This is a genomic window from Novosphingobium sp. FG90 (assembly GCF_057808725.1).
The window spans coordinates 53940-78736 of record NZ_JBMDIO010000015.1; the positions used below are offsets into that span (position 1 = coordinate 53940).

22 protein-coding genes are annotated in these 24797 nt (G+C 67.5%); 9 read left to right on the forward strand and 13 right to left on the reverse strand.

The genetic code is table 11. The features are described from left to right. Nucleotides 1–8: 8 nt before the first annotated feature. The 7 genes from ACODRZ_RS14580 (at nucleotide 9) to ACODRZ_RS14610 (ending at nucleotide 9174) form a co-directional block, all read left to right on the forward strand. Nucleotides 9–2150 (forward strand): GumC family protein, encoded by a 2142-nt coding sequence (locus tag ACODRZ_RS14580; protein WP_488971562.1) that lies wholly within the window; start codon nucleotides 9–11, stop codon nucleotides 2148–2150. After that, a complete protein-coding gene (locus tag ACODRZ_RS14585; protein ID WP_488971563.1) occupies nucleotides 2147–3286 on the forward strand; it encodes a glycosyltransferase in 1140 nt (379 codons plus the stop codon). The genes ACODRZ_RS14580 and ACODRZ_RS14585 overlap by 4 nt, the downstream gene beginning before the upstream one ends. Next, a complete protein-coding gene (locus ACODRZ_RS14590; RefSeq protein WP_488971564.1) occupies nucleotides 3283–4755 on the forward strand; it encodes a glycoside hydrolase in 1473 nt (490 codons plus the stop codon). The genes ACODRZ_RS14585 and ACODRZ_RS14590 overlap by 4 nt, the downstream gene beginning before the upstream one ends. Then, entirely contained in the window at nucleotides 4755–5690 is a 936-nt protein-coding gene (locus ACODRZ_RS14595) for a phosphoribosyltransferase family protein (protein WP_488971565.1), read from the forward strand. The genes ACODRZ_RS14590 and ACODRZ_RS14595 overlap by 1 nt, the downstream gene beginning before the upstream one ends. A gap of 2 nt (nucleotides 5691–5692) precedes the next feature. Then, nucleotides 5693–6799 carry a polysaccharide pyruvyl transferase family protein gene (locus ACODRZ_RS14600; RefSeq protein WP_488971566.1) on the forward strand — a complete coding sequence of 369 codons (1107 nt, stop codon included), beginning with the start codon at nucleotides 5693–5695 and terminating at the stop codon, nucleotides 6797–6799. Between the two features lie 42 nt (nucleotides 6800–6841). After that, on the forward strand, nucleotides 6842–8092 hold the full coding sequence (locus ACODRZ_RS14605) for a cell wall hydrolase (RefSeq protein WP_488971567.1): 1251 nt from the start codon (nucleotides 6842–6844) through the stop codon (nucleotides 8090–8092). A 149-nt stretch (nucleotides 8093–8241) separates the two neighbouring features. Then, nucleotides 8242–9174 carry a calcium-binding protein gene (locus ACODRZ_RS14610; RefSeq protein WP_488971568.1) on the forward strand — a complete coding sequence of 311 codons (933 nt, stop codon included), beginning with the start codon at nucleotides 8242–8244 and terminating at the stop codon, nucleotides 9172–9174. A 3-nt stretch (nucleotides 9175–9177) separates the two neighbouring features. Here the strand turns inward: ACODRZ_RS14610 and ACODRZ_RS14615 are convergent, their stop codons facing one another. From ACODRZ_RS14615 to ACODRZ_RS14655, 9 genes are all read right to left on the reverse strand, one after another. Further along, the gene (locus tag ACODRZ_RS14615; protein ID WP_488971569.1) at nucleotides 9178–10677 is read right to left on the reverse strand and encodes a lipopolysaccharide biosynthesis protein; all 1500 of its coding nucleotides are present in this window, start codon (nucleotides 10675–10677) and stop codon (nucleotides 9178–9180) included. Continuing rightward, entirely contained in the window at nucleotides 10674–11597 is a 924-nt protein-coding gene (locus tag ACODRZ_RS14620) for a glycosyltransferase family 2 protein (protein WP_488971570.1), read from the reverse strand. The genes ACODRZ_RS14615 and ACODRZ_RS14620 overlap by 4 nt, the downstream gene beginning before the upstream one ends. Continuing rightward, nucleotides 11594–12688 (reverse strand): glycosyltransferase family 4 protein, encoded by a 1095-nt coding sequence (locus ACODRZ_RS14625; protein ID WP_488971571.1) that lies wholly within the window; start codon nucleotides 12686–12688, stop codon nucleotides 11594–11596. The genes ACODRZ_RS14620 and ACODRZ_RS14625 overlap by 4 nt, the downstream gene beginning before the upstream one ends. A 2-nt stretch (nucleotides 12689–12690) precedes the next feature. Further along, nucleotides 12691–13554, reverse strand: coding sequence for a glycosyltransferase family 2 protein (locus ACODRZ_RS14630; RefSeq protein ID WP_488971572.1), 864 nt, complete (start codon nucleotides 13552–13554; stop codon nucleotides 12691–12693). A 4-nt stretch (nucleotides 13555–13558) separates the two neighbouring features. Continuing rightward, nucleotides 13559–14884, reverse strand: coding sequence for a glycosyltransferase family 4 protein (locus ACODRZ_RS14635; RefSeq protein WP_488971573.1), 1326 nt, complete (start codon nucleotides 14882–14884; stop codon nucleotides 13559–13561). Beyond that, the gene (locus ACODRZ_RS14640) at nucleotides 14881–16227 is read right to left on the reverse strand and encodes a polysaccharide pyruvyl transferase family protein (RefSeq protein ID WP_488971574.1); all 1347 of its coding nucleotides are present in this window, start codon (nucleotides 16225–16227) and stop codon (nucleotides 14881–14883) included. Before ACODRZ_RS14640 ends, ACODRZ_RS14635 begins: the two co-directional genes overlap by 4 nt. Before the next feature lie 193 nt (nucleotides 16228–16420). Next, a complete protein-coding gene (locus ACODRZ_RS14645; RefSeq protein ID WP_488971575.1) occupies nucleotides 16421–16714 on the reverse strand; it encodes a hypothetical protein in 294 nt (97 codons plus the stop codon). A 162-nt stretch (nucleotides 16715–16876) separates the two neighbouring features. Further along, nucleotides 16877–17314: a hypothetical protein gene (locus ACODRZ_RS14650; RefSeq protein WP_488971576.1), complete on the reverse strand. Its 438-nt coding sequence runs from the start codon at nucleotides 17312–17314 to the stop codon at nucleotides 16877–16879. After that, nucleotides 17311–18768, reverse strand: coding sequence for a GMC oxidoreductase (locus tag ACODRZ_RS14655; protein WP_488971577.1), 1458 nt, complete (start codon nucleotides 18766–18768; stop codon nucleotides 17311–17313). Before ACODRZ_RS14655 ends, ACODRZ_RS14650 begins: the two co-directional genes overlap by 4 nt. Before the next feature lie 434 nt (nucleotides 18769–19202). Between ACODRZ_RS14655 and ACODRZ_RS14660 the strand changes: the two genes are divergently transcribed. Then, complete coding sequence (locus tag ACODRZ_RS14660; protein ID WP_488971578.1) at nucleotides 19203–20393, forward strand: glycosyltransferase family 4 protein; 1191 nt, start codon at nucleotides 19203–19205, stop codon at nucleotides 20391–20393. 7 nt (nucleotides 20394–20400) lie between these two features. Here ACODRZ_RS14660 and ACODRZ_RS14665 read toward each other — a convergent pair whose 3' ends face one another. Continuing rightward, nucleotides 20401–21639 (reverse strand): DegT/DnrJ/EryC1/StrS family aminotransferase, encoded by a 1239-nt coding sequence (locus ACODRZ_RS14665; RefSeq protein ID WP_488971579.1) that lies wholly within the window; start codon nucleotides 21637–21639, stop codon nucleotides 20401–20403. Nucleotides 21640–21746: 107 nt separating this feature from the next. Further along, nucleotides 21747–22772: a glycosyltransferase family 2 protein gene (locus tag ACODRZ_RS14670; protein WP_488971580.1), complete on the reverse strand. Its 1026-nt coding sequence runs from the start codon at nucleotides 22770–22772 to the stop codon at nucleotides 21747–21749. Between the two features lie 315 nt (nucleotides 22773–23087). Between ACODRZ_RS14670 and gloA2 the strand changes: the two genes are divergently transcribed. After that, nucleotides 23088–23480: an SMU1112c/YaeR family gloxylase I-like metalloprotein gene (gloA2, locus tag ACODRZ_RS14675; RefSeq protein ID WP_488971581.1), complete on the forward strand. Its 393-nt coding sequence runs from the start codon at nucleotides 23088–23090 to the stop codon at nucleotides 23478–23480. Here the strand turns inward: gloA2 and ACODRZ_RS14680 are convergent. Together ACODRZ_RS14680 and ACODRZ_RS14685 are read right to left on the reverse strand one after the other, a co-directional pair. Continuing rightward, nucleotides 23477–24346 carry an SMP-30/gluconolactonase/LRE family protein gene (locus ACODRZ_RS14680; RefSeq protein ID WP_488971582.1) on the reverse strand — a complete coding sequence of 290 codons (870 nt, stop codon included), beginning with the start codon at nucleotides 24344–24346 and terminating at the stop codon, nucleotides 23477–23479. The two genes, gloA2 and ACODRZ_RS14680, sit on opposite strands and share 4 nt — an antisense overlap. A 29-nt stretch (nucleotides 24347–24375) precedes the next feature. Beyond that, a complete protein-coding gene (locus ACODRZ_RS14685) occupies nucleotides 24376–24786 on the reverse strand; it encodes a nuclear transport factor 2 family protein (protein WP_488971583.1) in 411 nt (136 codons plus the stop codon). Nucleotides 24787–24797: the final 11 nt, after the last annotated feature.

A 24797-nucleotide genomic window follows, 5' to 3' on the forward strand; every position in this document is an offset into this window, starting at 1 on the left:
AGCAGACAATGAACAGTGCACACCAGATTATCAGTGCCGGTCCCGATCCGCGCGATCTCGCGCTGGCGCCAGGGCAATCGCTCATGCTGCCGTCGGCGCGGGTCGACCTTGGCGGGTCGATGGCGTTCTTCCGGCGTCGCTCCGGCCTCATCGCGCTGGTCACGGCGACGGCACTGGCGGTGGGCGCGGCGGTGACGTTCTCGATGCCGATCACCTACACGGCCGAGGCGGTGGTCAGCCTGCTGGCGCCGACCGATACGCCGGATGCCGCTGCCAGCGCGGGGCGGCAGGCCGGGCCTTCGCCGAACAGTTCCTACGTCGATACGCAAGTCGAGACGCTGAAATCACGCGATCTGGCGCAGCGCGTCGCCTCGGCGCTCGGTGTGCTCGACGGCAAGAGCGAGGCCCAGCAGGCCGAGATCGTGACCACGTACCAGAACAACGTCTCGGCCGTGCGCAGCGGCGAGAGCTACGCGCTCAAGGTCGCCTTCAAGGCGCCGGACGGGCAGGAGGCGGCGAAAGTCGCCAACATGTACGTGCAGCAGTTCACCCAGATCGAGGTGAAGGCCGCGCACGAGAGCAATACCGAGACCGCCAAGCTGGTCGCGCCCCGGCTCGAGCAGTTGCGCCAGCAGGCCCATGCCGACACCGAGCGGCTGCAGCGCTACCGCATCGCCAATGGCCTGCTCAGCACTTCGGGCGCTTCCCTGACCGAGCAGGAGATTTCCAGCTACAACCAGGAAGTCACCAAGGCCCGCGCCGAGGCGGCGGAAAGCCAGGCCCGGCTGGCGACGGCGCAGTCGCAGCTGCGCTCGGGCTCGGCGGGCGACGACGTGGGCGAGGCGCTCGGTTCGGGCGTGATCGGCTCGCTGCGCGCGCGGGAATCGCAGATCGGCGGCGAGGTCGCCAACATGCAGGCGCGCTACGGCCCCAACCACCCGCAACTGCTGCGCAGCCAGAGCGAACTTGCCGAAGTGCGCAGCGACATCAAGAACGAGATCACCCGCATCATGTCCAACCTGCAGGCGCAGCGCGACGTCGCGGACCAGCGCCTTGCCTCGCTCAGCTCCAGCCTCGGTGCGGCGCGCGGCAACCTTGCGCGCAACAATGCGGCGATGGTCGGCCTCGACGAACTGGAGCGCAACGCGCAGTCCTCGCAGGCGATGTACGAGACGTACCTCAACAGCTACCGCCAGCTGATCGCGCAGGACGGCACCCAGCGGCCGAACGCCCGCGTGCTCTCGCTGGCCGAAGTGCCGCTGCTGCCAAGTTCGCCCAACATTCCCATGAACATGCTGCTGGCGCTGGTGATCGGCCTTGGCGCCGGGCTTGCCGCCGCCTACGTTGCCGAGGCGCTGTTCCGCGGCGTGACGACGTCGGACGAAGTCGAGCAAGGGCTGGGCAGCCGCTACCTTGGCGCGATCCCGCTGCTCGCCTCGGTCAGCCGCAAGTCGCGGCGCGAGGTGCCCGCGATCACGCAGGAGCCGCGCTCGGCCTTCGCCGAATCGTTCCGCTCGCTGCGCACCTCGATCGAACAGGCGATCTATGGCCCGGCGCAGATCATCGCGGTGACATCGGCGCTGCCCAAGGAGGGCAAGACGACGGTGGCCTCCTGCCTCGCGCAGACGCTGGCGGTCAGCGGGCGCGGCGCGATCCTCGTCGACTGCGACTTGCGCGGGCGCGGCGTCAGCAAGCTGCTGCGCCTCTCGCCCGAGCATCCCGGTCTGATCGAAGTGCTAGAGGGTAAGGTGTCGCTGGCCGATGCGCTGGTGACCGGGGAATCGGGGCTCTGCGTCCTGCCGGTCAAGCCTTCCGACCTTGCGCATGACACGCTGCTGACGGGCGAGACATTCACCCGGCTGCTGCAGGAACTGCGCGCCTGCTTCGACTATGTCGTGATGGACCTGCCGCCGGTGCTACCGATCGCGGCAGGCCGCACGCTGGCGGGCATGGCCGATGCGACGGTGCTGGTGGTGCGCTGGCGCAAGACGATGAAGGGCGCGGCACGCTCTGCCCTCGCCATGCTTCCGCGTGAGACGGTCAACGTTGTCGGCGTGACGATCAACCGCATGGACATGCGCAGGAAGCGCCTCTTCGGCTACTCCGACCCTGCGTATTTCTACCGCGAATACAAGGCGTACTACGCATGACACTGAGCCTGGCCGAACCCCCGGTCGCCGGAAGGCACGGCCGGTTCAGCGCCCCGCGCGTCGCCATCGTCCATTACTGGCTGGTGTCGATGCGCGGCGGGGAGCGGGTGCTGGAGCGGCTGCTCGGCCTGTTCCCCGGTGCGGACGTGTTCACCCACGTCTACGACGAGAGCCGGATGTCGGAAAGCATCCGCAAAGCCAATGTGACGACGACCTGGATTAACGGGCTGCCGTTCTCTCGCCGGTTCTACCAGTATTACCTGCCGCTTATGCCGATGGCATTGGAGCATCTCGACCTGACCGGCTACGACCTTGTGATCAGCAGCGAGAGCGGGCCGGCCAAGGGGGTGATCACCAGCCCGCACGCGCAGCACTTGTGCTATTGCCACTCGCCGATGCGGTATCTGTGGGATCACTACCACCTCTACCGCAAGGACGCGAACCCGATCGCCCGCGCGGCGATGCCGCTGATCTATCACCGGATGCGCCAGTGGGACATGTCCTCCAGCGCGCGGGTGGACACGATCGCGGCCAACAGCAGCTTCATCCGCGAGCGCGTGCGCAAGTTCTGGCGGCGCGAGGCCGAGGTGATCCACCCGCCGGTCGATACGCGCATCTTCACCCCCAGCCTCGACGTGGACGACCACTATCTGTGGGTCGGCCAGATGGTGCCCTACAAGCGGCCCGACCTTGCGGTGGAGGCGTTCAACCGCACCGGGCTGCCGCTGCTCATGGTGGGTGACGGCGGGATGCTCGCGAAGCTCAAGCGCATCGCCGGGCCGAACATCCGCTTCGTCACGCGGCTGGGCTTCAACGAATTGCGGCAGGCCTATGCGCGGGCGCGGGGCCTCGTGTTCACCGCTGAGGAGGACTTCGGCATCGTCCCGGTGGAGGCGATGGCCTCGGGCCGCCCGGTGCTGGCCTACGGGCGCGGCGGCGTGCTCGACAGCGTGGTGCCCGGCGAGACCGGCCTGTTCTTCGAGCGCCAGACGGCAGACTCGCTGGTCGACGGGATCGAGCGGTTCGAGCGCTGGCTCCCCGAATTCGACCCGAGCGTCGCGGTGGCGCAGTCCAATCGCTTCGCGCCCGAGCACTTCGATCGCAAGATTCTTACGGCGGTGGGGCAACTGTCATGAGCTTCACTTTCGTCGGCTTGGTGCAACTTGTGATCGGCTTCGTGCTGCTGTTCCGCTCGATGCCCGCGATGCTGCTGTTCCTGATGGCTTCGGGTCTGTTCGGCGGCGCGGCGGCGCTGACGGTCCCGGCGCTGGGCAACAGTTCGATCCCGCCGATCCAGTTCGCGCTGGTCTTCGTCTATCTGCGGATCATGATGCCGAGCGGCGGCTACTTCGAGTTGTGGCGAGACGGGGTGAAGGACAACTTTCCGCTGGTGCTTTTCACGCTCTACGGCATGGTCGCCGCGCTGGTCGCGCCGCGTATCTTCGCCGGGCAGATCGACGTCGCGCCGATGCGCTTCGACAATGCGCGCAGCCTGTTCGATACGGTGCCGCTGCAGGCCACTTCGCAGAACATCACGGCCTGTGTGTACCTCTTGGGTGCCCTTATGGTCACGTTGAGTGCCTATGTGGCGGTGCGCACGGCGGGCGGAATCGAGGCTCTGGTCAAGGGCGGCGTCGTCATCGGCTGGGTCCACGCGGTGACCGGCCTCATCGCCTCGCAGACCAAGGGCACCTGGGTGCAGGACGTCTTCGCGCTGTTCCGCAACGGCACTTACGCGCAGCTTGACCAGTCATATCAAGGGTTTAACCGGGTGGATGGCTTGTTCCCCGAAGCCTCGGGCTGGGCCGCCTTCGCGCTCGGCTGGTTCGTGTTCAACGCCGAGTGCTGGTATCGCTCGGTCTGGGCGCGCCACACCGGCACGGCGGCCCTGCTATTGGGCGGCGTCCTGTTCCTCAGCACCTCCAGCACCGCCTACGTCGGCCTCGCCAGCTACGCCGCATTCTTCACGGCACGCGCCGCGCTGTTCCCGGCGGGCGCGCAGCCGACCCGGCTTCGTCAGGCGGGCTTTGCGCTCGTCGCGCTGGTGTTCATGGTGGCGGTGGCAATCGCCTTAGTACCTGGAATGGCAGCGAAAATCGGACAGATGGTCATCCATATGACGGTGGACAAGGGCGCCAGCGTGTCCGGCCAGCAGCGCCTGTTCTGGGCCATGCAGGGGGTGACCGCCTTCACCGCCTCGGGCGGTCTTGGCATCGGGCCGGGCAGCTTTCGCTCGTCGAGCCTGTTCATGGCGATCCTGGGTACCATGGGCGTCATCGGCATCGGCACTTTCGCGTGGTATCTCATCAACGTGGTCCGGCCGCTCGGCGCGACCGTAGCCGAAACCGGGCACGAGGCGATGATCGCGGTGATGCGCGCCTGCGCGGTGACGGCGCCGATCATTCTGATCCCGGCGGCGGTGTCCTCTCCCAACAGCCACCCGGGCACCAGCTTCGCGATCTTCGCAGGCGCCGCGCTCGGCCTGAGGCGGATGATTCCGCATGTGGTGAGGAAGCCCGACCTTGCGATCCTCGTCAGCCGCAAGCTCTCCGGGTCGCCGCCGCAAGCCGTTGTAACTGCAGGGTCTTCCAGAGGGTCCGCCTGATGCATTTCCGTTCGATCAACGACCTCTACCGTGACGTCTGGCGAGGTCTGGCGCGTCTGCCGCATGACATTGATCTGGTCGTGGGCGTGCCCCGCAGCGGGATGCTGCCCGCCTCGATGGTGGCCCTCGCGCGTAACCTGCCGCTGGCGGACATCGACGGTTTCGCGCAAGGGCGGCTGCTCTCTTCCGGCCACACCCGGCGGGAGGAAGGCACCGCTTCCCGGTTCGCCCACGTCCTCGTCATCGATGACAGCTGCCGCACCGGCGCCTCCATGCAGGAGGCACGCGCGAAGCTGGCGCACCTCGATTGCCGCATCACGTTCGCGGCGGTCTACGGGCTGCCCAGCAAGTCCGGCGGTGCCGACTTCGTGTTCGAGACTGTCCCCGAACCGCGCGTCTTCGAGTGGAACGTGCTGCATCACCCGATCGTCTCGCGCTCGTGCTTCGACATCGACGGCGTGCTCTGCATCGACCCGACCGAGCGCGAAAACGATGACGGCGCCCGCTACCTCAACTTTCTCGCCAGCGCCGTGCCGCTCCACCGCCCGCGCCGCGAGATCGCGATGCTGGTAACCAGCCGTCTGGAAAAATACCGCGCGCCCACCGAGGACTGGCTCGATCGCCATGGCATCCGCTACCGTGAGCTGCGGATGCTCGACCTCCCCGATGCGGCCACCCGCCGTCGCCTCGGCGCGCACGGCAGCTTCAAGGCCGGGGTCTACCGCGAAGCGGCCTGCGACTTGTTCGTGGAGAGCGAATTGCCTCAGGCGCGCGACATTGCGCGGCTTTCCGGCAAGCCCGTGCTCAGCCTGCAGGACCCGCAGATGCTTGTGCCCGGGATGATCAACCCGCAGGCAATCCGACAGACACTGGCGCCGCGCCGCCTTCGGGCGCGGGTCGGCCGGATGGTCTCGCGCGTGCTGCGGGCGGGGTAGCGGTGAAGCATCAGCAGGTGATCGACGCGGGTAGCGATGAGGCCGTGACGCCCGGTCATCCGCAGCGTCGGCAGGTCTTCGTGCCGGGCGACCTGCACAACCTGGGCGACCTCAAGCTGGTGCTGCAGAACCTTGCGGTCTCGCACGGGGAGGGCGGATTGGTGCGGTACTGGGCGCCGCTTCCCGCAGCGGTGGTCAGACAGGTCGCGGAGGCGGGAGGCGAACTGGCCCCTGGCAAGCGGCTGCTCCACTTCGCGCGGCGGGCCTTCGGGGCACAGCTCGTGATCGGCGGTGGCCAGATCGTGCGGGACAATGTCTCCATCGCGTCGATGTGCGGCCTCGCCTTGGCGGCCGTGAGCGCGCGGGTCGGCGGGGGGCAGGTGGTCACGCGGGGACTTGGGGTGAGCGCGATCCGCTCGCGCTCACGGCGGTTCCTGTGGCGCGTGGTGCTGCGGCGCTGCGCCGTGGTGAACGTGCGCGATGCGGCCTCGGCGCGCAACCTGGGCGAATTGTTGCCGGGCAAGGCAGTGGCGGTGCATGCCGACATGGTGTTCCTTCCGACCGGTGCTTCTCCCGCTCAGGCATTTGACCACCGACGAACCACAGGACGCTGGATCGTCGTCGCGCCCTGCGACGATGGCAGCGAGCGCCGCTCGCTCGACGGCACCGCGCTTGATGCGGTTCTCGACGCGGCGCAGGCGGCATTGCCCGGCGCGCGCGTGGCCATCGCCTGCCACGACCCGCGCGAATCGATGGACAAGGCCTCCGCCGCCCGCCTCGTCAGCCGCTGGCAGGGGCGCCAGCCCCATGTCTTCGACAGCTTCGAACTGGCCGCCCTGACGGAACTCTACCGCGAGGCCGCCCTAGTGGTGACGAATCGCCTGCATTCGCTGATCTTCGCGATCCTCGCCGATGCGCCCGCGCTCGCGATCGAGGACGGTACGGCCAAGGTCCGCGTCGTGGCCGACGACTTCGCGATCCCGCTGATCGGCCGGGAGGAGGCTTGCAAGGCCGGGGCCAAGGTGGCGGCGGCGCTGGCGTTCGACGGTGCGGCGCGCGCGCAGGTCCGGCAGGAGCTGGGGCGCAGGGCCGCGCTCAATCTCGATTGATATCCGAAAGGGCTACTCCCGTTGCGCCGTCGCTCGTCCGCCATGGCACTTCCCGCCGAAGCGGCAGGACGGCATCACGGTAAAGTGCAGTATCCCGCTGCCTCGACATCGGCGCGGCCGTTCGGCCCCGCACGATTCCCGGTAGTCCGGGCGATACGCGCGATGGCGGCGATCATCGCCGCCATCGGCTTGTGCTCCTTCGCCTTGCCGGCAGCCGTGCGCGTACCGCTTTCGGTGACTGCCGTGCATGTACCGGCCTCGCCGCGCAGTCTCACCGTCAAGCCCCCGTTCGGTTCCTCTGCACCGGCGGCCGACACCGCCGGTTCGCCTGAAGAAGCGCACCTGCTCAATAAAGGGCGGCGCTTCGATGCGCTTCCTGGGCTTGCCCAGCCCTTCGCCTTCGCGGGCGGAGAAGAGAACCATGCGCGCGCGCTGACCTGCCTCGCCGCAGCGGGCTGGTATGAGGCGGGTGATGATGCCGCCGGCGAACGCGCGGTGATGCAGGTGGTGCTCAACCGCGTGCGCCACGCGGTCTATCCGGCGAGCGTGTGCGGCGTGGTGTTCCAGGGCTCCGAACTTGCGACCGGCTGCCAGTTCACCTTCACTTGCGACGGCGCGATGACGCGGCGGCCCGCGCCCGAAGCATGGCGGCGAGCGCGGGTACTGGCGGCAGCGGCGCTGTCCGGAGCGGTCGACCCGGCGGTGGGCGACGCCACGCACTACCACGCGGATTACGTCTATCCGTACTGGGCACCGAGCCTCACCAAGGTTGCGCAGGTCGGTGCCCACGTATTCTACCGGTTCGCCGGAGGGCATCTTGTCCGCCCCAACGCGCCCGAGCCCGTGATCGAGCGGCTCGGCGAACTCATGGGATCGCAGCAGGACGGCGCCGGTAGCGCGCTCGTTGCATCGTCAGCCGGTCCCGCGCCCGCGCTGGTGGCGGCACATCCCGGGGTTGCCGTGCCGGGATCCGGCGATGTTCAGGGAGACGCCATACTGCTCGCCGTCGATCCGGGGGTGCCTGCGGGGCGATGGGCAATGGATGCGCTCTCACGCTGTGCGGGCAAGGCCAATTGCCGTGTTGTCGCCTGGCCTTCTCCGGCGATGCTGGAGGCCAACCGCCTGAGGTCGCCGGCGCAGCGCGATTTCCCGGTCTTCGTTTTTATCCGCAACGCCGCGAGCCATCGCGACCTCGCGCTGTGGGACTGCTCTGCCGTGTCGCGTCCGGACGTGCGACAATGCCTGTCGCCTGATCGGGCGGCCATCCAAAGGCTGCTCCAGACCCAGCTTTAAGGTTAAGAAATCGTCAGGTTCCCCGCCTGTGCGCGGACCGGCGCAAGCCCGGGGCTGCGCGTCTCTTTGGCGCTATCCAGCGTGGTGACCCGTAAAGAGCGATCCGATAGGCGGCCGATCCGGATTTGCCATCTGGAGCCACGACAATAATGTCCGAATACGAATTTGCCCTGTCTCGACGTCACCTCATCGGCGCGCTTGCGACCGCACCTCTCCTGCCTTCCATCGCACGGGGCGCTACCCCCTCCATCAGCCGACTGATGGTGCAGGGTCGTCCGCAGGATACCCAATCGCCCTACAAGCTGGCTAACATATTGCCCGCATTAGACAAGCTGGGCGGCGTGCGCAAGATGCGCTGCCGCGAGCCCTACAGCGGAACCGCAGGCTGGGCGACTTACGTGGGCCTTGCAAGGGCGGGCGTGCGGTTCTGCTTCACGCTTTCGGTGCGCGACATCCGCAAGAGCATCGCCGACATGAAGGCGTTTGTGGCGACCGTGCCCAATTCGATCTTCGCCATCGAGTTTCCCAACGAGCCGGATCTCAACCCGGTCACTTACAACGGCGTGACCGACAAGCGCATGGGGTTCCGCACCGGTAATGCACCGGCGCTGATGGCGTTCATCAAGGACTTCCATGCCGCCATCAAGGTGGACCCGGTGTTGCGCTCGATCCCGCTGGTCGCCAGCAACGACTTCATGCAGGCACAGCAGGCGCCATACACCGACTTGGCCAACTCCCACATCTACCCGACCCCGCCCTCCGACGTCGCCGCGCGCGTGGCCGGCTTCAGGCAGAAGGTGGTCGAGAGCAAGGCCACCCAGGGCATCATAACCGAGTGGGGCCGCACCACCGGAGGCAGCGCCAGCAACACCACCTCGCCGCCGGTCACGATCGCCCAGCAGGCGACGTTGCTGGCCTCCGACGTCAAGACGGCGATGGCGCAGTCCTACGTCCACACGATCAGCATCTACGAGCTGTTCTGCTGGAAGGGTACGACCGAGATCACCAATTTCGGCCTGTTCAACAACGACCTGACACCGCGCCCGGCGGTGGCGGCGATCCGCGCTGCGGTAGGCGCGTGAGGATCAGGCCCCGGTTATTGCCGGGGCTGTCCGCCCCTTCCTGAAGCGGGCGAGGGCGGTGCGCGCGAGGCCGAGCAGTTCGGCCTCCGCGCCCGCGCTTCGTCCGCTGCCGATCCACAGCAGGTGGAGCGTGCCAAGATAGGCCAGTGCCCCCAGCGGAGCGAGGACGGCGATGCGTGCGATGGGCACGGCGCCGACCTGCAGCAGTTCGTGATCGGCCGCCAGTACCGCCGCCGCCATCACGACCACGGCCAGGACGGTACGCCGATGCGCCTTCATCTGGTCGAGGATCGACAGCCCCGTCAACTTCGTGACGAGCGCGGAAGTGATGAACAGGCCCAGCACCGAACTCAGCAGGCGTCCCCAGACCAGCCCCATCAGGCCCCAGCCCATCAGCCCCACCGTCACGCAAGGGACGCGCAGCGCCAGTCCCCAGACATCGCGCACGAACAGCGTGCGGGTGGCGCCGTCGGCCATGGCCAGCGGGCGTGATCCGGTCACCAGCGTCTGCAGAGCGTAGCTGAAGCCGATCACCTGTATCAGCGGCACCGTGATCAGCCACTTCTGCCCCAGCGCCACCCGCACCACCGGGTCCGCCAGCAGCATGAAGCCGACCGCGATCGGCAGCGCAACGATACCGATCGCGCCTTGCGCGGTCTGGTAGGCGGTGCGCAATCGGGCGCGGTCGCCCTGCATGCGGGCAAAACTGGGGAACAGCGTCTGGACCAGCGGCGTCGTTGCCTCCCGACTCGGGATGGCGGAGACGTTGTCGGCCATCGAATAGGCGCCGAGCTGCGCGGTCGGCAGGAACAGGCCGATCACCAGCTGGTCGAAGCGCCAGTTCACCACGTTCATAACCTGGCCGAGAAACAGCCAGCTTGAAAAGCCCAGCAGGTCGCGCGAACGCGACAGGGTGAAACGCGGGCGGTAGGGTACGACGATATAGCTCATCACCGTGCCCAGCGCGCCGCCGATCGCCGAGCCGACCACGATTGCCCAGTAGTTGCGCAGCCACAGCGCCAGTGCGACCGAGATCGCCAGAGCCGACAGCTTCTGCACGATCTGCAGCAGGATCATCGGCCGAAAACTCATCGCGCGCATGCGCAACGAAACCAGCGGGTTGGTCAGCCCGGCCAGTGCCCCGGTGATCCCGGACAGGACGAACAGCGGCGCCAGCCGGTCGTCGCCGTAGAGACGGGCCAGCGGCTCGGACGCCAGCGCGAAACCTCCGGCGATGAGCACGGCGCGAACCAGCGACATGGTCCACGCGCTGTCGATATGCGCGGGCGTCACCTCGTCGCGCTGGATCAGGGCCGATCCGACTGAAAGCTCGGTCAGCGCGACCAGCACGCCCAGCACCGTCGTGCAGATGGCGACGAGGCCGAAGTCCTGCGGCGTGAGCAGCCGTGCCAGCACGACCAGCGCGCCGAGATTGGCTAGGTTGGTGGCGATCCGCGTCGCCCCGAGGGCTGCCGCGCCGCGCGCTACGCCTACCTTGCTCATGCGGCGCCGGTGGTCTGCTTGGGTGCCGGTGAGTGCACGCGCATATCGTCCCAGATGCCGCGCACGGTACGCCAGCCGACCGCGAGAGCGCGCTTGTTCGGAGCCTGCAGGAAGGAGCGCAGGATCAGCCACAGCGCCGCGCCGTTGCTGCCGAAGCGGCGCTTGATGTCGGCCTCCACCAGCTTGTGCTGCGAGCGGATGCGCGCCCGTTCGCCCGCACGCTCGACGTCGGCAAGGAGGTTGGCGAAGATGGCGCGGTGGCCGGACAGCACCTTGTTCATGTTGGTCGTGATCCGTTCGTGCGGACCACAGTTGAACCGCACCAGCGGCAGGCGCGCAACCCCCATGGGTCCGATACGGCGCAAACGGAACCACAAGTCCCAGTCCTGGCAACTCGGCAGCTCCGGATTGAACCCGGTTGCCTCCTGCAGCGCCGATCGCCGGATCACCGCGCCAGACGTGCTGCCAAGGCCATTGGCGCAGCGCAAGTCGAGCAGCGAGGGGTTGTCGCGCGGCCGGTGGATCTTCTCCACCTTGATGCCGACGAGGCGAAAGCCGCAGAACAGGCCGACCAGATCGGGCCGCTCCTCCAGAAGCGCGAACTGGCGCTCCAGCTTTTCCGGTTCCCAGGCGTCATCGGAATCGAGGAAGGCGACCCATTCCGACCGCGCCCGTGCGATTCCCGCATTGCGCGCGACATTGGCGCCTCCGTGCTGCATCTCGACCAGTTCGATGGCCGGATCGTCCTGCGCCAGCGTGCGGACCCATTCGATCGTGCCGTCGGTAGACCCGTCATCGACGATGAAAATCCGCGCGACGGGCAGGGTCTGGGCCTTGATGCTGGCGATGGCCTCGGGCAGCAGGTCGCGGCGGTTGTAGGTCGGGATCACCACGTCGATGGTCGGGCTCATCTGCTTCATCGCGGCTGTCCTCCTGAAACCTGTTCGATAACGTCCATCAGGCCCGAGCCCGCCGCTCTCCAGGTGAAGCGCGCGGCGCGGCGGCGGCCTTGCGCGATCTTGAAGCTGCGCAAGGCCGGGTCGTCGCGCAGGCGCGCGATGGCGTCGGTCCACTCCTCCGGCCGGTCGGTTCCGGCGTAGATCGCGGCGTCCCCGCAGGCCTCGGGGATGGCTCCGGCCGGGCTGGCGACGACGGGGCAGTCGCACAGCATCGCTTCGAGCGGGGGGAGCCCGAAGCCTTCGGTACGCGAGGGAAACAGGATCGCCACCGCGCCGCCGAGAAGACTCTTGAGTTCGCCGTCATCAGGACGTCCGGCAAAGATCGTGTCCTCGGGTGGACGGAGGCCCGATGCGGCGAGCGCTTCGCGCTGCGGGCCGACGACCACCAGCCGGGTCGGGGCGGCAGCGCCTGAGGAAAAGGCGTCGAAGACGACTGCGTTGTTCTTGTAGGCCTTGGGGCTGCCGAACAGGACGGCGTAGCTCCCCGGTATCAGGCCAAGGCGTTCGCGCAGGCCGTTGTCCTCGGCCGCGTCGAGGATGTGGTCCGCCCCGTTGGCGATGACGCGCGTGCGCCCCTGATCGGCGATGGCATGCTGGTGCAGCAGGCGGCGGGAGAATTCCGAGACGGTCAGCGTCGCCTTGCTCGATCGCCCCAGCAGCGGCGTCAGCCAGCGGTAGCCGATCCGCTGGCGGGCCGGATAGCCGCAGTCGGAGAACAGGAACTGCACGTCATGGATCATCGTGATCTTGTTGCGGTGGGCGATGGGCGCGAGGTTGGCGAGGTTCACCAGCACCCCGTCGCGGCTCGCCAGCGGCAGGATGACCTGCTCCCAGAACTGGTCGGTTCGGGCGTAGTCACGTCGCTCTATAGCTTGTAGTGGCGGCACCCAGTCGGCTTTTGTCGCCGTCATCAGATAGGCGCGCGGCCGGTGCTCAAGGGGGATCAGCGCCAGCATGCGGTCGCACTCGCGGATCAGCCGGTCGGCGACGCGGTGGACGCCGTTCAGCCCGCCGGAGTAGAATTTGCCGTTGAAGTAGATGGGGCGCGGCATGGTCACATCGTCTCCACGCGGCGCGGGTCGATGCGGCCGGTCACGAGGTCGCGAAGCGCGATGAGGTTGCCCAGCAGGCGCCCGCGCCGGTCGATGTGCGGTTCGGGATAGAAGCTGCGCAGCGCGTTCGACGCGAGGTTCTGCATCAGCAGCCGCTGGCCGAGGTTGGGCTGCATCGTACCCTTGCGCCACAAGTGGACGAGGTTGGCGACTTGCGAATAGCCCAGCCGCTTGCCCGGCGACCGGGCGCTGCGGGTGCCCAGATGGATGCCGGTCAGCCGGTCGCCGGACACCAGCCTGCCGCGCTTGCCGAGCTGGTGCGTGAAGTCGATGTCCTCCTGCCAGCCGTAGAGCGGCAGCGCCTCGTCGAACCACAGCCCTTCGATGGCGGATGTCCGCACCGCCATGTTGCAGCCGTAGAGCGCCTGTCGCGGCCGGAGGGGAGTGAAGGCGGGCAGGGCATGGCCGTCCAGCCTCAATGCGGCGGCGTCGAAGGGGATTTCCTCGCCGTGGATGCCGTCGGCCAGCAGGTCGCCTGTCGCGCCGACGATGGCCTGATCGGCGAAGGTCTGCTCGATCACCGCGAGGTAGTCGTTGTGGACGACGAAATCGTCGTCGAGGAACACTATCACGTCGGTCCTGCCTGCAAGGTCGCGCAAGGCTGCGTTGCGCTGGCGGCAGAGGCCCTTGCTTCCGAAGATCACGCGGGCGGGCATGCGTGCGTTCTCGACGCCCGCGACGTCGTCCGGGCCGGTGGCCGATACGAGGATGCCGTCGGGCAGGCGGGTCTGCCCGGCAAGGCGGTCCACGGTGCGGGCCAGCAGTGGAGCGCGACCGACGGTGGCGAAGACGACGTGGATGCGCATGAGTCTAGACTCCCGCCCTGGCGGCGCGGTGATTGCGGAATGGCAGGACTACGGCGGTCGAGGGAACCTCGGGCGCGTCGCCGACACTGCGCCGGATCGCCGCGAGGAGCCCGGCCCGGCCGCCGTCGAGAAGCCCGGTGTAGCCATCGAGCAGGGCGTCGATCCACGCCTCGGGCGGCATCGCAAGGGAGCGGGTTTGGCGGTGGGCGTTCTCGCTCATCTCCCGGGCGCGCGCATCGTCGGCGAAGATGACGGAAAGCGCGGCGGCGAAAGCGGAGACGTCGCGCGGATCTACGGACAGGCCCGCGCCTGCAGCGACGATGTCCGGTGCGATCAGCGCATCGCGCGATGTGATGACGGGCAGGCCGCTCCACAACGCCTCCACGGCGGCGAGGCCGAACGGTTCGATGTGGCGGCTGGGCATGACGGCGACGCGGGCGTGCCGCGCGAACTGGCCGACCTCGGAAGGCTTGCGGCGTCCGACCCAGGCCATTTCCGGATAACGATGCCGCAAGTCGGCCAGCATCTCGCCGTCACCGATCGCGGTCAGGCGTACTCCGGCGCGGCGGCAGGCTTCGGCCGCGAGGTCGATGCCCTTGGTAGCCTCCATGCGGCCGACGAACAGGACGCTGCGGTTCTCCTCGGCGGGGATGCGCTCGGGAATCCAGGGGACCACGGGATTGGGCACTACCGCCATGTCGCCGTCGCTCAGCCCGGAGCGGGCGAAGTACGGGGCCATGCCGCCGTGGATCAGCAGCAGTGGCGGTGGCGTCGCTCCCAGCACACGGTTCTGGATGCCTTGGCGGGCGCTGCGCCATGCCTTCGATACGGTGCCCCTGCGGTCGCAGGCAGAGGTGAGGCAGGCCGCGCTCATCGGCGTGGCGGCGCAGGGCGCATCGCGTCCGAAATGGAACATCGCGCCGTTGGGGCATGTGAAGAAGAAGTCGTGCGCGTGAACCAGCACGCGCTCGCGCACCGGCCTCAGCGCAGAGAACAGCGCGGGTGAGAGAATCTGCGACCAGCCATGGACGTGGTAGACGGTGCGCGCGGTGTCGTGCCGGGCGATCCAGTCGGCGACCATCGCCGCCGCCGGGCGGTTGTAGAGCCCGTGCACCATCGCCTTGGCCCGGCTGCCTTCCAGCAGCCGCCCATGGCCCAGCGCCACGACTTCGATGCCCTCGGCTTCGAGGTCGCGATTGCCGGTCGATCCGCACAGGAGGGTCACCAACTGCCCGCGCCGTGCGAATTGCGCGGCCGCCTCGAGGGCAAGCTGGGAAGCGCCGCCTTTGGCGTTGGAAAGGTCGTTGATGATCACGATGCGATCGATCATCGGGCCGACGCCTTTCCGGCTGCACCCGCAAGTCGTCCAGCGAGGGTGTGTATGGCCGTGGTCGCACCTTGCAGCAGGCCGGTATGGACCTTCTCCTCGACGCCCTGCTCGATGGCCGTCACCGCGAGGTCGGCAACGTGCATCGGGCTCGTTTCGCGCGGGTCGATGACGAAGGCGCCGCGGCCGGTCAGTTCGAAGAAGCTGCGCAGCTTGCAGTCCCATGCAAAGCCGATCGTCGGCACCCGATAGGAATAGGCCACGATGCAGGCATGAAGGCGATGGGCCAGCACGCAGTCGAACCCGGAGAGGGCATGGGCCAGCTCGCGCGGCTGCGCGAAGTCGGGGGCGAAGGAGATGCCCGGCTCGCGCCCGATCCTGGTCTTCAGGCGGTCGCGGAACAGGCGGTCCTCGGGGCTGCCGTTGGTGAACAGCACGACCTCTCGCCGCAGCGCCGTCAGCTGGCGGGCGACGGCGCGCATCCATGCCTCCAACTGGCCGTCGTCGTGTGCCCCTTCGTGGTGGAGCCGCAGCGCGATCGGCGCGGTCACGCAAAGGCCGACGCGCGGCGGGCCGTCCATGCGCGGCGCGCCGTAGTGCCGGGCGCTGAGCAGGCCGGGATCGGGCGCGATCGCGGCCGGGCCAAGGCCTTCGCAACCCATCGTGGCGGACCAGTTTATCAACGAGCGCTCGTCCCGTACCGATACGTGCAGCAGGCGTGCGGCCCGCAACTGCTCGCCCAGGCGCGCGCGTCCGGCCTCGGACCACTCGGCGGAAACCCCGACGCTGGCGATCGCAACCGGCAAGCGGCGCGCGTTGGCGAGCTTGAGGGCTTCGGCGATCTTGACCGGAAAGTTCTGGTCGACGTCCTGGAACAGCGCTCCGCCGCCGATGACCACGCTGTCGCTGGTAGCCAGTTGCTTCGCCCAGCGCGGCGCGAAACGATGGCGTACCAGCAGCAGGAGCAGCGCGGGAACCAGCACCGCGCGCAGGCGGGCGGGAAGCCTTTCGATGATCGACAGGACTGTGGCCCGGCGCCGTCCATGCGCGGCGCTGAAACTCGTGCGCCCGGCAAGGTCGATGGAAGCCGGCTCTAGGTGCAGGCCGGCGCGGCGCAGTTCGCCTTCGAGGCACTCCGCGATGATCCCGTCGCCCAGGTTCGGGCTGTATTTGACATTGAGGATGGCCACTCTGGTAGTGGCGCGGGTGTCATCGGCAGGATGGTCGATGGCTGGCTCCGGCTGAACTGGCTGCTGATCGTGAGTGTCTTGCGCATTTGCCGGAAGCAGCCGCTTGCACGGCTCCCCGCATGGATCGTCGAGCATCAGTCGGTCGGCGGCTTCCATGGACGATCCTGTTTCCGGTTGCGGACAGACTGCCTCCCGTGCCGCTGGATCGGACGACCGCAACTGCACTGCAACAAGGCCAAGGGTATGGAATCGCGCCGCTTTGGCGAAGAGGTGCGAATGGGGGGCTACCGAAGGGGTAGGCGGTCCGAAAATGGCTGCGGAAAGATCAGGTCGGGGATCAGGCCGGGGATCAGGATAGCGGTCTTCCGTACTCCATCAGGTCGGCCAGCGCGCGCAATTGTCCGGGCAATTCGGCGGTCAATCCGAAGCATTCGTAGAAGTTGACCGTAGCGCCCAGCATCGCCACCGCCACCGTATTGGCCGGAAGGCCGCGTTCCGCCAATCGGCCATAGATCGCGGCGAGTTGGCGCGATACGGGGGCGAAGTCGCGGTAGTCGATGTCCGCGCTGTCGCGAGCGATACGATCGAGGCAATCCCTGACACTGTCGGCCCTGACGCTGTCGGTCTTTGAAGCATCGTGCATATCGACCCCTTCGGTCCGGTTGATGAATCCGAAATTTCCCGGACGCGCCGCCTTCGCCCTCTCCGATGTATCGGGTCATCGATTGTCCGAAGCCATTTCTATGAAGGCGTCATCATTTCTGGTCGCCCTGCGCCTGCCGCTAACCCTTTGGGGCTAGGCCGTTCAGCCCAGTTGCGCGAAAGGGTTGCTGCACGGGTTGTTGGCGAACAGGCCGTGGTATTCCAGATGCCCGGGGTCGGCGGAGCCGTCGTGCCCGGTGGCAAGGACGAATTCGGTCAGCAGCTTGCGGTCGAAGGTATCGAAGCGCTCACCGATGCCCGGCTGCTGGAGCGCCAGGCGCCGGGCGCCGCCGACTGTTTCCAGCAGGCGCAGCGCGCCCGCCTCCATATGGCCGAGATGCCCGTTGCGGGCGCTGAAATCCTTGACGAAGAGGGCGAAGTCGGTGTCGCTCATGGTGAAGGGACCGGCAAGGCGATGCAGGATCGCGCGCATGGCGTCCGCACTGTCGCTGCCTGCCACGAACCCGGCCAGCCCGCCCGTGATGCTGATGCCGGCAACGCCGATCCCGACCAGCGCGGTGCGGCGGCTGATCCCGGTCATGCCAGCACCTGCCGGGCGGCGCGGATCGACATGGCGGCGACGGTCAGGCTGGGGTTGCTGGCCGAGCAGGTCGGAAACACGCTGGACCCGACGACGACGAGGTTGCGCAGGTCATGATGGACCTGCCCGCCATCGACCACGGAATCGCGCGGATCGCCGCCCATGCGCAGGCTACCCTGCAAATGGCTTTCGGTCGGCCGCACCGAGCGACGCTCGATGCGTTCCACCGGTATGCCGGAAAGGATGTCCGGCAGTTGCTTGAACGCCCGCTCGACACCGGCGAGGGCATAGGCGCCGGGCTTGCCGCCGACGACCCCGGCCCGTCCGTCCGGGCCGACCACGACAGCGTTCCGGTCGTCCGGCAGCTCCTCCGCGACGATGACGATCGGCAAGGTCTGGCGCCAGCGCCCGGGCTCGGTCCGGAAGCCGAACTTCCAGCGGTTCTCGAAATAGAGCAGCACCGCGCCGGAACTCTTGCGGAACGGGCCGTCGTAAGCGCCGTAGTCGAGCCCGGTGGTGATCGTGCTGCCGTCGAAGTTGTCGATCCCGTCGAGCATGGCTTCCACCTCGATGCCGTAGGCTTCGTGCAGGCCCTTGCCGACCGGTCCTCGATCGATCCCGGAGCGCAGCAGGATCGCGGGCGAATGGATGGCGTTGGCGCCTAGCACGAAAAGGTCGCCATGCACGGTGAATTCGCGCCCGGCAGAGCGGAATCGCACCGAACGCACGATGCCTCCCGTCGCCTCCAGACGGGTGACCTCGGCGCCGGGGCAGACGCTGACGGAAGCGTGCTGGAACACGTCCATCAACCCGTTGTTGGCCGTGAACTTCGCATCGACGGGGCACAGCGAGCAGCGATGGTTGGCGCAGCAGGACGGCCGCGTCGCGGTCGCCACGCGGGCGCGGGCGGTGGGCATGACGAAGTGCAGGTCGGGCCGGGCGTGCTTCAGCCGCGCATCCGGGGTGGAGGGGTGGTGCGGTGGCTGGGGGAAGGGGCGCGATCGCGGCAGTACCCGCGCCATCGCCTCGTCTCCCGAGATCGCCATGATGTCCTCCGCCTCGCAGTAGAACGGCTCCAGTTCCGCATAGTCGAACGGCCAGTCACGGCCGGTTCCGTAAAGGCTGTGCAGGCGAAAGTCGGTCGGATGAAAGCGCGGGGTCTGCGCGAACCAGCAGTTGGTGCCCCCGCCAAAGCCGATCGTGAAGTTCCACGGGTGATCGCCTTCGTTGGCGAACGTCGAACCCGGTTCGATGCGGCTCTGCCGTCCGTCCTCCCACTGATCGGCATGACTGCGGATTTCCCCCCATTCGAGCACCAGTATCTTGCCCGCACGGCGATGCCGGAGCGCTTCATGGAGGAAGAAGCCCGATCCGAAGCCCGATCCGATCACCACCGTATCGAAATGCTGTCCGGCGACGTCCTCGGCACGGACCTGCGTTTCAAGCCTGGTCATGCGGGAACGGTGACATGCGATGGAGGAGAAGGCAGATGACGATGCGGCTCGGACCGAAATGTTTCCACGATGACCGCGTCCTTGTCGAAGTACCTGAGCTTCAGCGGAGTGAATTTATTCGCGTCAGTCTCTCCAGTTCCGGCGGCGGTGCAAATGGACATGGTGATTAATCCAATGGGATAGCGGATTTGTCATTTGGATTAATCGCAAGGTTTGTCATCGACCATTCTAATCGGAGCATTTTCTTTCCGCTTCCGCCCGCGAAATGGGAGTAATCCTAATGGTGCAGTTGGAGCGGTCGCCGGGATGCGCGATTTATCGAGGCTAGACACAAGGCGGCAACATGGGGGCATGTCGTGGCGACACAGGCATCGATCGACGCAAATCCGCGCATCGGCGCGTCCCACGCCGCGCCAAGACGCGAGGGACGGCCGGTGCCTCGCCTTTTCATCAACGGCCGCTTCCTTGTCCAGCAGGCGACCGGCGTGCAGCGCGCGGCGCGCGAGATCACCGTGGCGCTGGACCGGCTGCTCGGGCGCGGGGCCATCGATGCGGACGTCACGCTGCTGGTGCCGCCGGGGCCGTGGGTGCAGCGCCTTTCGCTGGACCACATCAAGGTCGAGACGGTCGGCAGGTTCGGCGGCGTGCTGTGGGAGCAGTTCGACCTGCCCGGCCATGCGCGCGGCGGGACGCTCCTGTGCCTTGGCAACAGTGCGCCCGCACGGTCGCTGACGGGGCATGACGCCGAGGTGGTGGTGATGGTCCACGACGTCTCGTTCCTCGACCATCCTGGAGCCTACAAGCTGACTTACCGGATCGGGCACCGGATGATGCTGCCGCTGCTGATGCGCGCCGCGCGGGCGATCGTAACCGTATCGGAGACGGAGCGCGAGCGCCTGGCGCGGCTGGCTCCGGCCGCCGCGTCGCGCATCAGCGTTGCCCCCAATGGCGGCTGGAGCACTGACATCGCCGCCTCGACCGGTGAGGTCGAGGGGCTGCCGCCGCCCGGTTACGGCCTCTACGTGGGCTCCCTGTCGCATCGGAAGAACTTCGCGCGCACGCTCGAGGCGGCGATCCGCCTCGCGCGGGAGGACGGCCTGCACTTCGTCTTCGTCGGCGCGACCGGCAGGGTCCTGCGCCAGCCCCGATGCGATGTGCCGGGCGACGTCGCCGACCGGATCCACTTTCTCGGGCAAGTCAACGATGCGGCCAGTCTCGCACGCATCTACCGCGAGGCGCGCTTCCTGCTGTTCCCCTCGCTTTACGAGGCCTGTCCGCTTCCGCCCGTCGAGGCCGCGCATTTCGGCTGCCCGGTGGTGGTCTCTAACATCCCCTCGATGTGGGAGCGCTGCGGGCGGGAAGTGATCTATTGCGATCCGCTTTCGGTGGATTCCATGCTGCGCGGCGTGCGCACCGTGCTGGCGGACTCGGTCTGGCGCGACCGCGCCATCACGGCCGGGCAGGCGATGGCCCGGCGCCAGTGCTGGCAGGATCAGGCGGCGCTGGTTTGCGTTGCCGCACTTGGCGCGGATTGTCTTGCGAACCGGACCTCGGGGGGTGGGGTCACGGTGGCGGCGACGGGGCCTGGCGGCTCCGTCGCCGTTTCAGTCCCGGGCGCGCCCTGAAGCGGCCCTAGGCGGTAGCCGGGACCGACGCGAGAGCAGCGGATGGAACCTCGTCCATAACCGCAAGGCGGTGCCATTGTGCCGCGATTACCGCGACCACCCGTGCGATCTCCGCTCCCGCCAGTCCCGATCCCATCGGCAGGCCGAGAAGCGAGCCGGAAAGCCGGTCGGTGACGGGCAGTTCGTCGCGCGGTACGTCGGCCAGGTGGTCGTGCCAGTGCAGGCCGCGTCCGTACCAGAACCGCGTCTCGATGCCGGCAAGGTCCAACGCGGACTGCAGGGCTTCCGCCGTCGAGGCATCGGCGCACCGATGGACCACGTAGTTGGATGCGACGTGCGGCGCGGTGAGCAAGGTGTCGGCGGTCAGACCGCTTTGCACGAAAGCGGCCCGATAGGCGCGCGCGGCGCGGCTGAAGTCGGCGCGCTTGGCCGCCCATCCGTCCAGCTCGGCAAGGGCGACGGCGGCGTGATACTCGCTCATCTTGCCGTTCAGGCTGGCAGTCTGGCTGTTGCGCGACCCCATGAAGCCGAAGTTGGTCGCCTGCGATGCCCTGGCGGCAAGCGCCGGATCCGGCCACACGACGCAGCCACCCTCGCCGCAACCGAAGGCCTTGGTGGCATGGAAGCTGAGGGCAAGGGGAACGCGCGCGTCGCAGGTCATCGCACCGTCGGCGACTGCCTCGATCGCGGCGGCGGCGTCGATCACCACCTTCACGCCGGTCTCCCGCTGGAACCGCGCCCAGCGCTCTACGTCGATGGGCCGGCCATATGCGGTGACGGGGATGATTACTCCGAACCGCTCGATCAGGGGGTGGCTTGCCAGCTGGTCCGGGTCAAGCGTCCAGCTTTCTTCGCAGATGTCGGCGAGGTAGGGCTGGTAGCCGCACTGGCTCGCCGCTGCGGCGGTGGCCACGAACGTATAGGCGGGGCATACGGCATACGGGCGATCCGGGGTCGCGGTGCCCGCATGGGCCATGATCGCGGCGATGAGCGCCGCCGTGCCGGAACTGGTGGTGATGATGCTGCCGTCGATCAGACCGAAGGACGTTTGCAGGCGCTTCTGCAGCGACCTGACCAGCGGCCCCTGGTTCGAGTACATGCGCGCCTGGTCGATCTGGCGCAAGTAAGGCGCGACCGCGTCGGTGGTCGGCAGGCGCGGTTCGTAGGCCAGAAGGCGTCGTCGGATCCGGGGCATGAAAGCCGTCAGCCGATGGGAAAGCTCGTCCGGCGCGGCGCCGTCGATCATGCGCAGCTGGCCGAAATCCCCCGGCAGATCGGGGTCGTCGAGCGGGTGCGCAGCGGGCGCGATGGGCTTGAAGAGGCCGATGGCGATGTCTCCCTTTGTCTTTGCGATTACGGCCTCAGCGCCGGGTTGAGAGCGAACTGGCGCGCGCGGCCGCTGCCGGATTCGCGTATCGTCGCCTTGTACGCGCGGCGGACCGCCCTGACCGCGGCACCCGGGGTGACCAGCAGAGGCAGGGCGAAGGTCCAGAAGCGCGGCAGTGCGAAGTAGCGGCGCAGCAGATAGGCCGTCGCCAGCACGACGTCGCGTGATGTCGTGCCTTCGGTCTTGGCATTGACGATGCGCGCGATCACGTGTGTGTCGAAAATCCGCCGGGCCATCGCACGCCGGACGCGGCGGTCCTGGGGGAACAACAGTTGCGCGATCTCGTCATAGGCGCGCACGTCGACTTTCAGCCGCTCCAGCCATCCGACGCGGCGCTTGAGCTGGTCGTTGCCTGAACGGAATCCCACGCAGGGCTCCTCGACGACGCCCCAGCGGCCTTTCTCGCCGACGGCCAGGCCTGCGATGTAGACTTGCGAATAGAGGTTCGTCATCGTCCGGGCACGCGGATCGACGGCAGCTGCCTCCCAATCGCGGCGCCGCACGAGGGTGGCCGAGATGAAACCGAGCAATTCGGCCAGATGGCTGAATGCCGGGCCGATGCCGGTGAAGCACTGGGTCCGGGGCATCTTGCGGATGCCCGTCATCCTGCGCATGGTGACGTCGTAGTCGATAACGCCGACGGTCAGGGCTACCGCGTCCGGCCAGGCCGACAGTGCCGCGAGCACCCGGCGGATGCCGCCTCGCTCGATCCGGTCGTCGTCTCCCATCAGCCACACGTAGTCACCCGTCGCCCGCGCGGCCACGGCGGCTATGTTGCCGTCGACCCCGACATTGATCGGGTGCCGGAAGTAGGTGAAATGCTCAAGCCGGTCGGCATAAGCCCCGGCGACCGCCTCGGTATCGTCGGGAGAGGCATCGTCACCGACGACCACTTCCACGTCCGCGCAATTTTCGGCGAGGATGCTGTCGAGCAGTTCCGCCAGACAGGCCGAGCGATTGTAGGTGGGAACGCAAATCGAAAGCGTGGGCATACGATTTCCAGAATGTGAGGCTTGGCCTCCCGCGAGTGAAAATACATCATACGCAACGATCTGCGTCCAGCCGTAGACGGCATTAGTATTACTGCGTTATTGTAACCAATGGCCGATTTGCAGGGCTTGGAACTGCCTGTATTGGTATCGGGAGGATAATTTTGGCTCCCGGTTTATCGGAATGCGCATGCGGCTTTGTGGGCACTTGTGATCACCGGTTCCGCCGATGCGGCGGCATGGCAGCGGGCTCAAGGTGAGCCTTCGGGATTGTGCCACTGGCAGGGGCCGGACCGTTTCGGTAGACCGTCCTTCACCATGTTCGCCACTATCCATCACGTCGCCCTGATTTGCACCGACTACGCCGTGTCCCGGCGCTTCTATGCGGAAATCCTCGGACTGGAGATAATCCGTGAGGTTTACCGGGAGGAGCGCCAGTCATGGAAGTGCGACTTGCGCATCGGCGCGGCCCAACTGGAACTGTTCTCGTTCCCGGAGCCGGCCGCGCGCCCTTCGTATCCTGAAGCTGCCGGGCTGCGCCATCTCGCCTTCGCGACCGCAGACATCGACGCGGCTGTCGCGCAGCTGGCGGAACACGGCGTCACTTGCGAACCATTACGCCGGGACGAGCATACAGGAGCGCGTTTCACGTTCTTCAGTGATCCCGACGGTCTGCCCCTGGAACTCTACGAGCAGTCCGCCGGGCACTAATCCCGGCAGAGCGCGCGCAGGTGCGTCGTCGGCCCCGGCAGGCCGGGAATATCGACCTTCATGCGCAGTACCGCGCCCGAGCGCGGCGCATCGGTGTTGCCGCCGGTACTGACGTAGAGCCAGTCCGGATCGTGGCTGCCGAAAGCGACGCTGACGACATGCGGATAAGGGAGAGGCAGGTCTTCGGTCTGCGTCCCGTCCGGGGCAAAGCGACGCAGGCGAGCAGTATTCCAGCAGGCGGTCCAGAGGTTACCGGCGGTATCCAGCGTCAGCCCGTCGCCGTCGTCCAGTTCCACCAGCAGTTCGCCCGCTCCGGGCAGGCCGTCCGGCGCAAGCGGATAGCGCCAGATGCCGCGTGTCGTTTCCATGTGGTAGAGCCACGTCCCGCAAGGGCTCGTCGCGATACCGTTGGATGCGACCACGTCGCGCCGCAGCACGGTGACTTCGCCTTCGCAAGACATGTGGAAGAGCAGTCCGGGTGCGGGGCGCTCGCCGGTTTCGAAGATCGCTTCGAAATCGATGGTGCCGGCGAAGAGACCGCCGCGTCCGTCGCCTTCCATGTCGTTGACCGCGACGACCGGGATGTCTTCGATCCGAGTCAGGACGGCGCGCGTGGTGCCCGTCGCCGGGTCAAGCGCGACGATGCCGCCTTGCCCGCTGCACAGGACTTTGCCGGAATCGTCGAAAACGATGCCGCCCACCCATAGCCGGTCGGGCAGCATCAGTTCCGTCTCCCGCCCCGGCCTGTTGCGGTATACGCCTTTCCCGGTGAGATCCGCGAACCAGACCTCGCCCTCGGCGGAAATGCGCGGTGCCTCGATGAAGTCGTGGCCTTCGGCGACGACCTCGAACGGGGGCAGGGTCATGAGGGGCGCCGTGGACGAGCCGCTGCCGGTCAGGCCGCCTCCGCCTTGGCGGCCGCGGCGGCGTTGAAGGCGGCAGGATCGTAATAGTACGGCTTGATCTCGCAGCACTTGCCGTCGCGGAAGCGGAACATCTCGCACAGTTCTGCGGGGGCCAGCGCGGGATCGGCGAAACGCATCGTCAGCACCGCGATCGCGCTGTCCTTCCCGGTCAGCAGGTCGCTGCGATCGAGCGCGACGACGTCGGCCATGCCCATGGCCTTGGCGAACAGGTCCTGCAGGCCGGTCTTGCCGCGATAGGCACCGGCCATTGGGAGGGAATCGGCTTCATAGGCCACGAAATCGTCGGTGAGCATTGCGTTCGCCGTCTCCCAGTCGCCCGCGCCTGCTGCGGCGTAGAGGGCATCGACGAGCCGGGCGATCTCTTCGGGGGACATGCTCATGAATCCTGCTC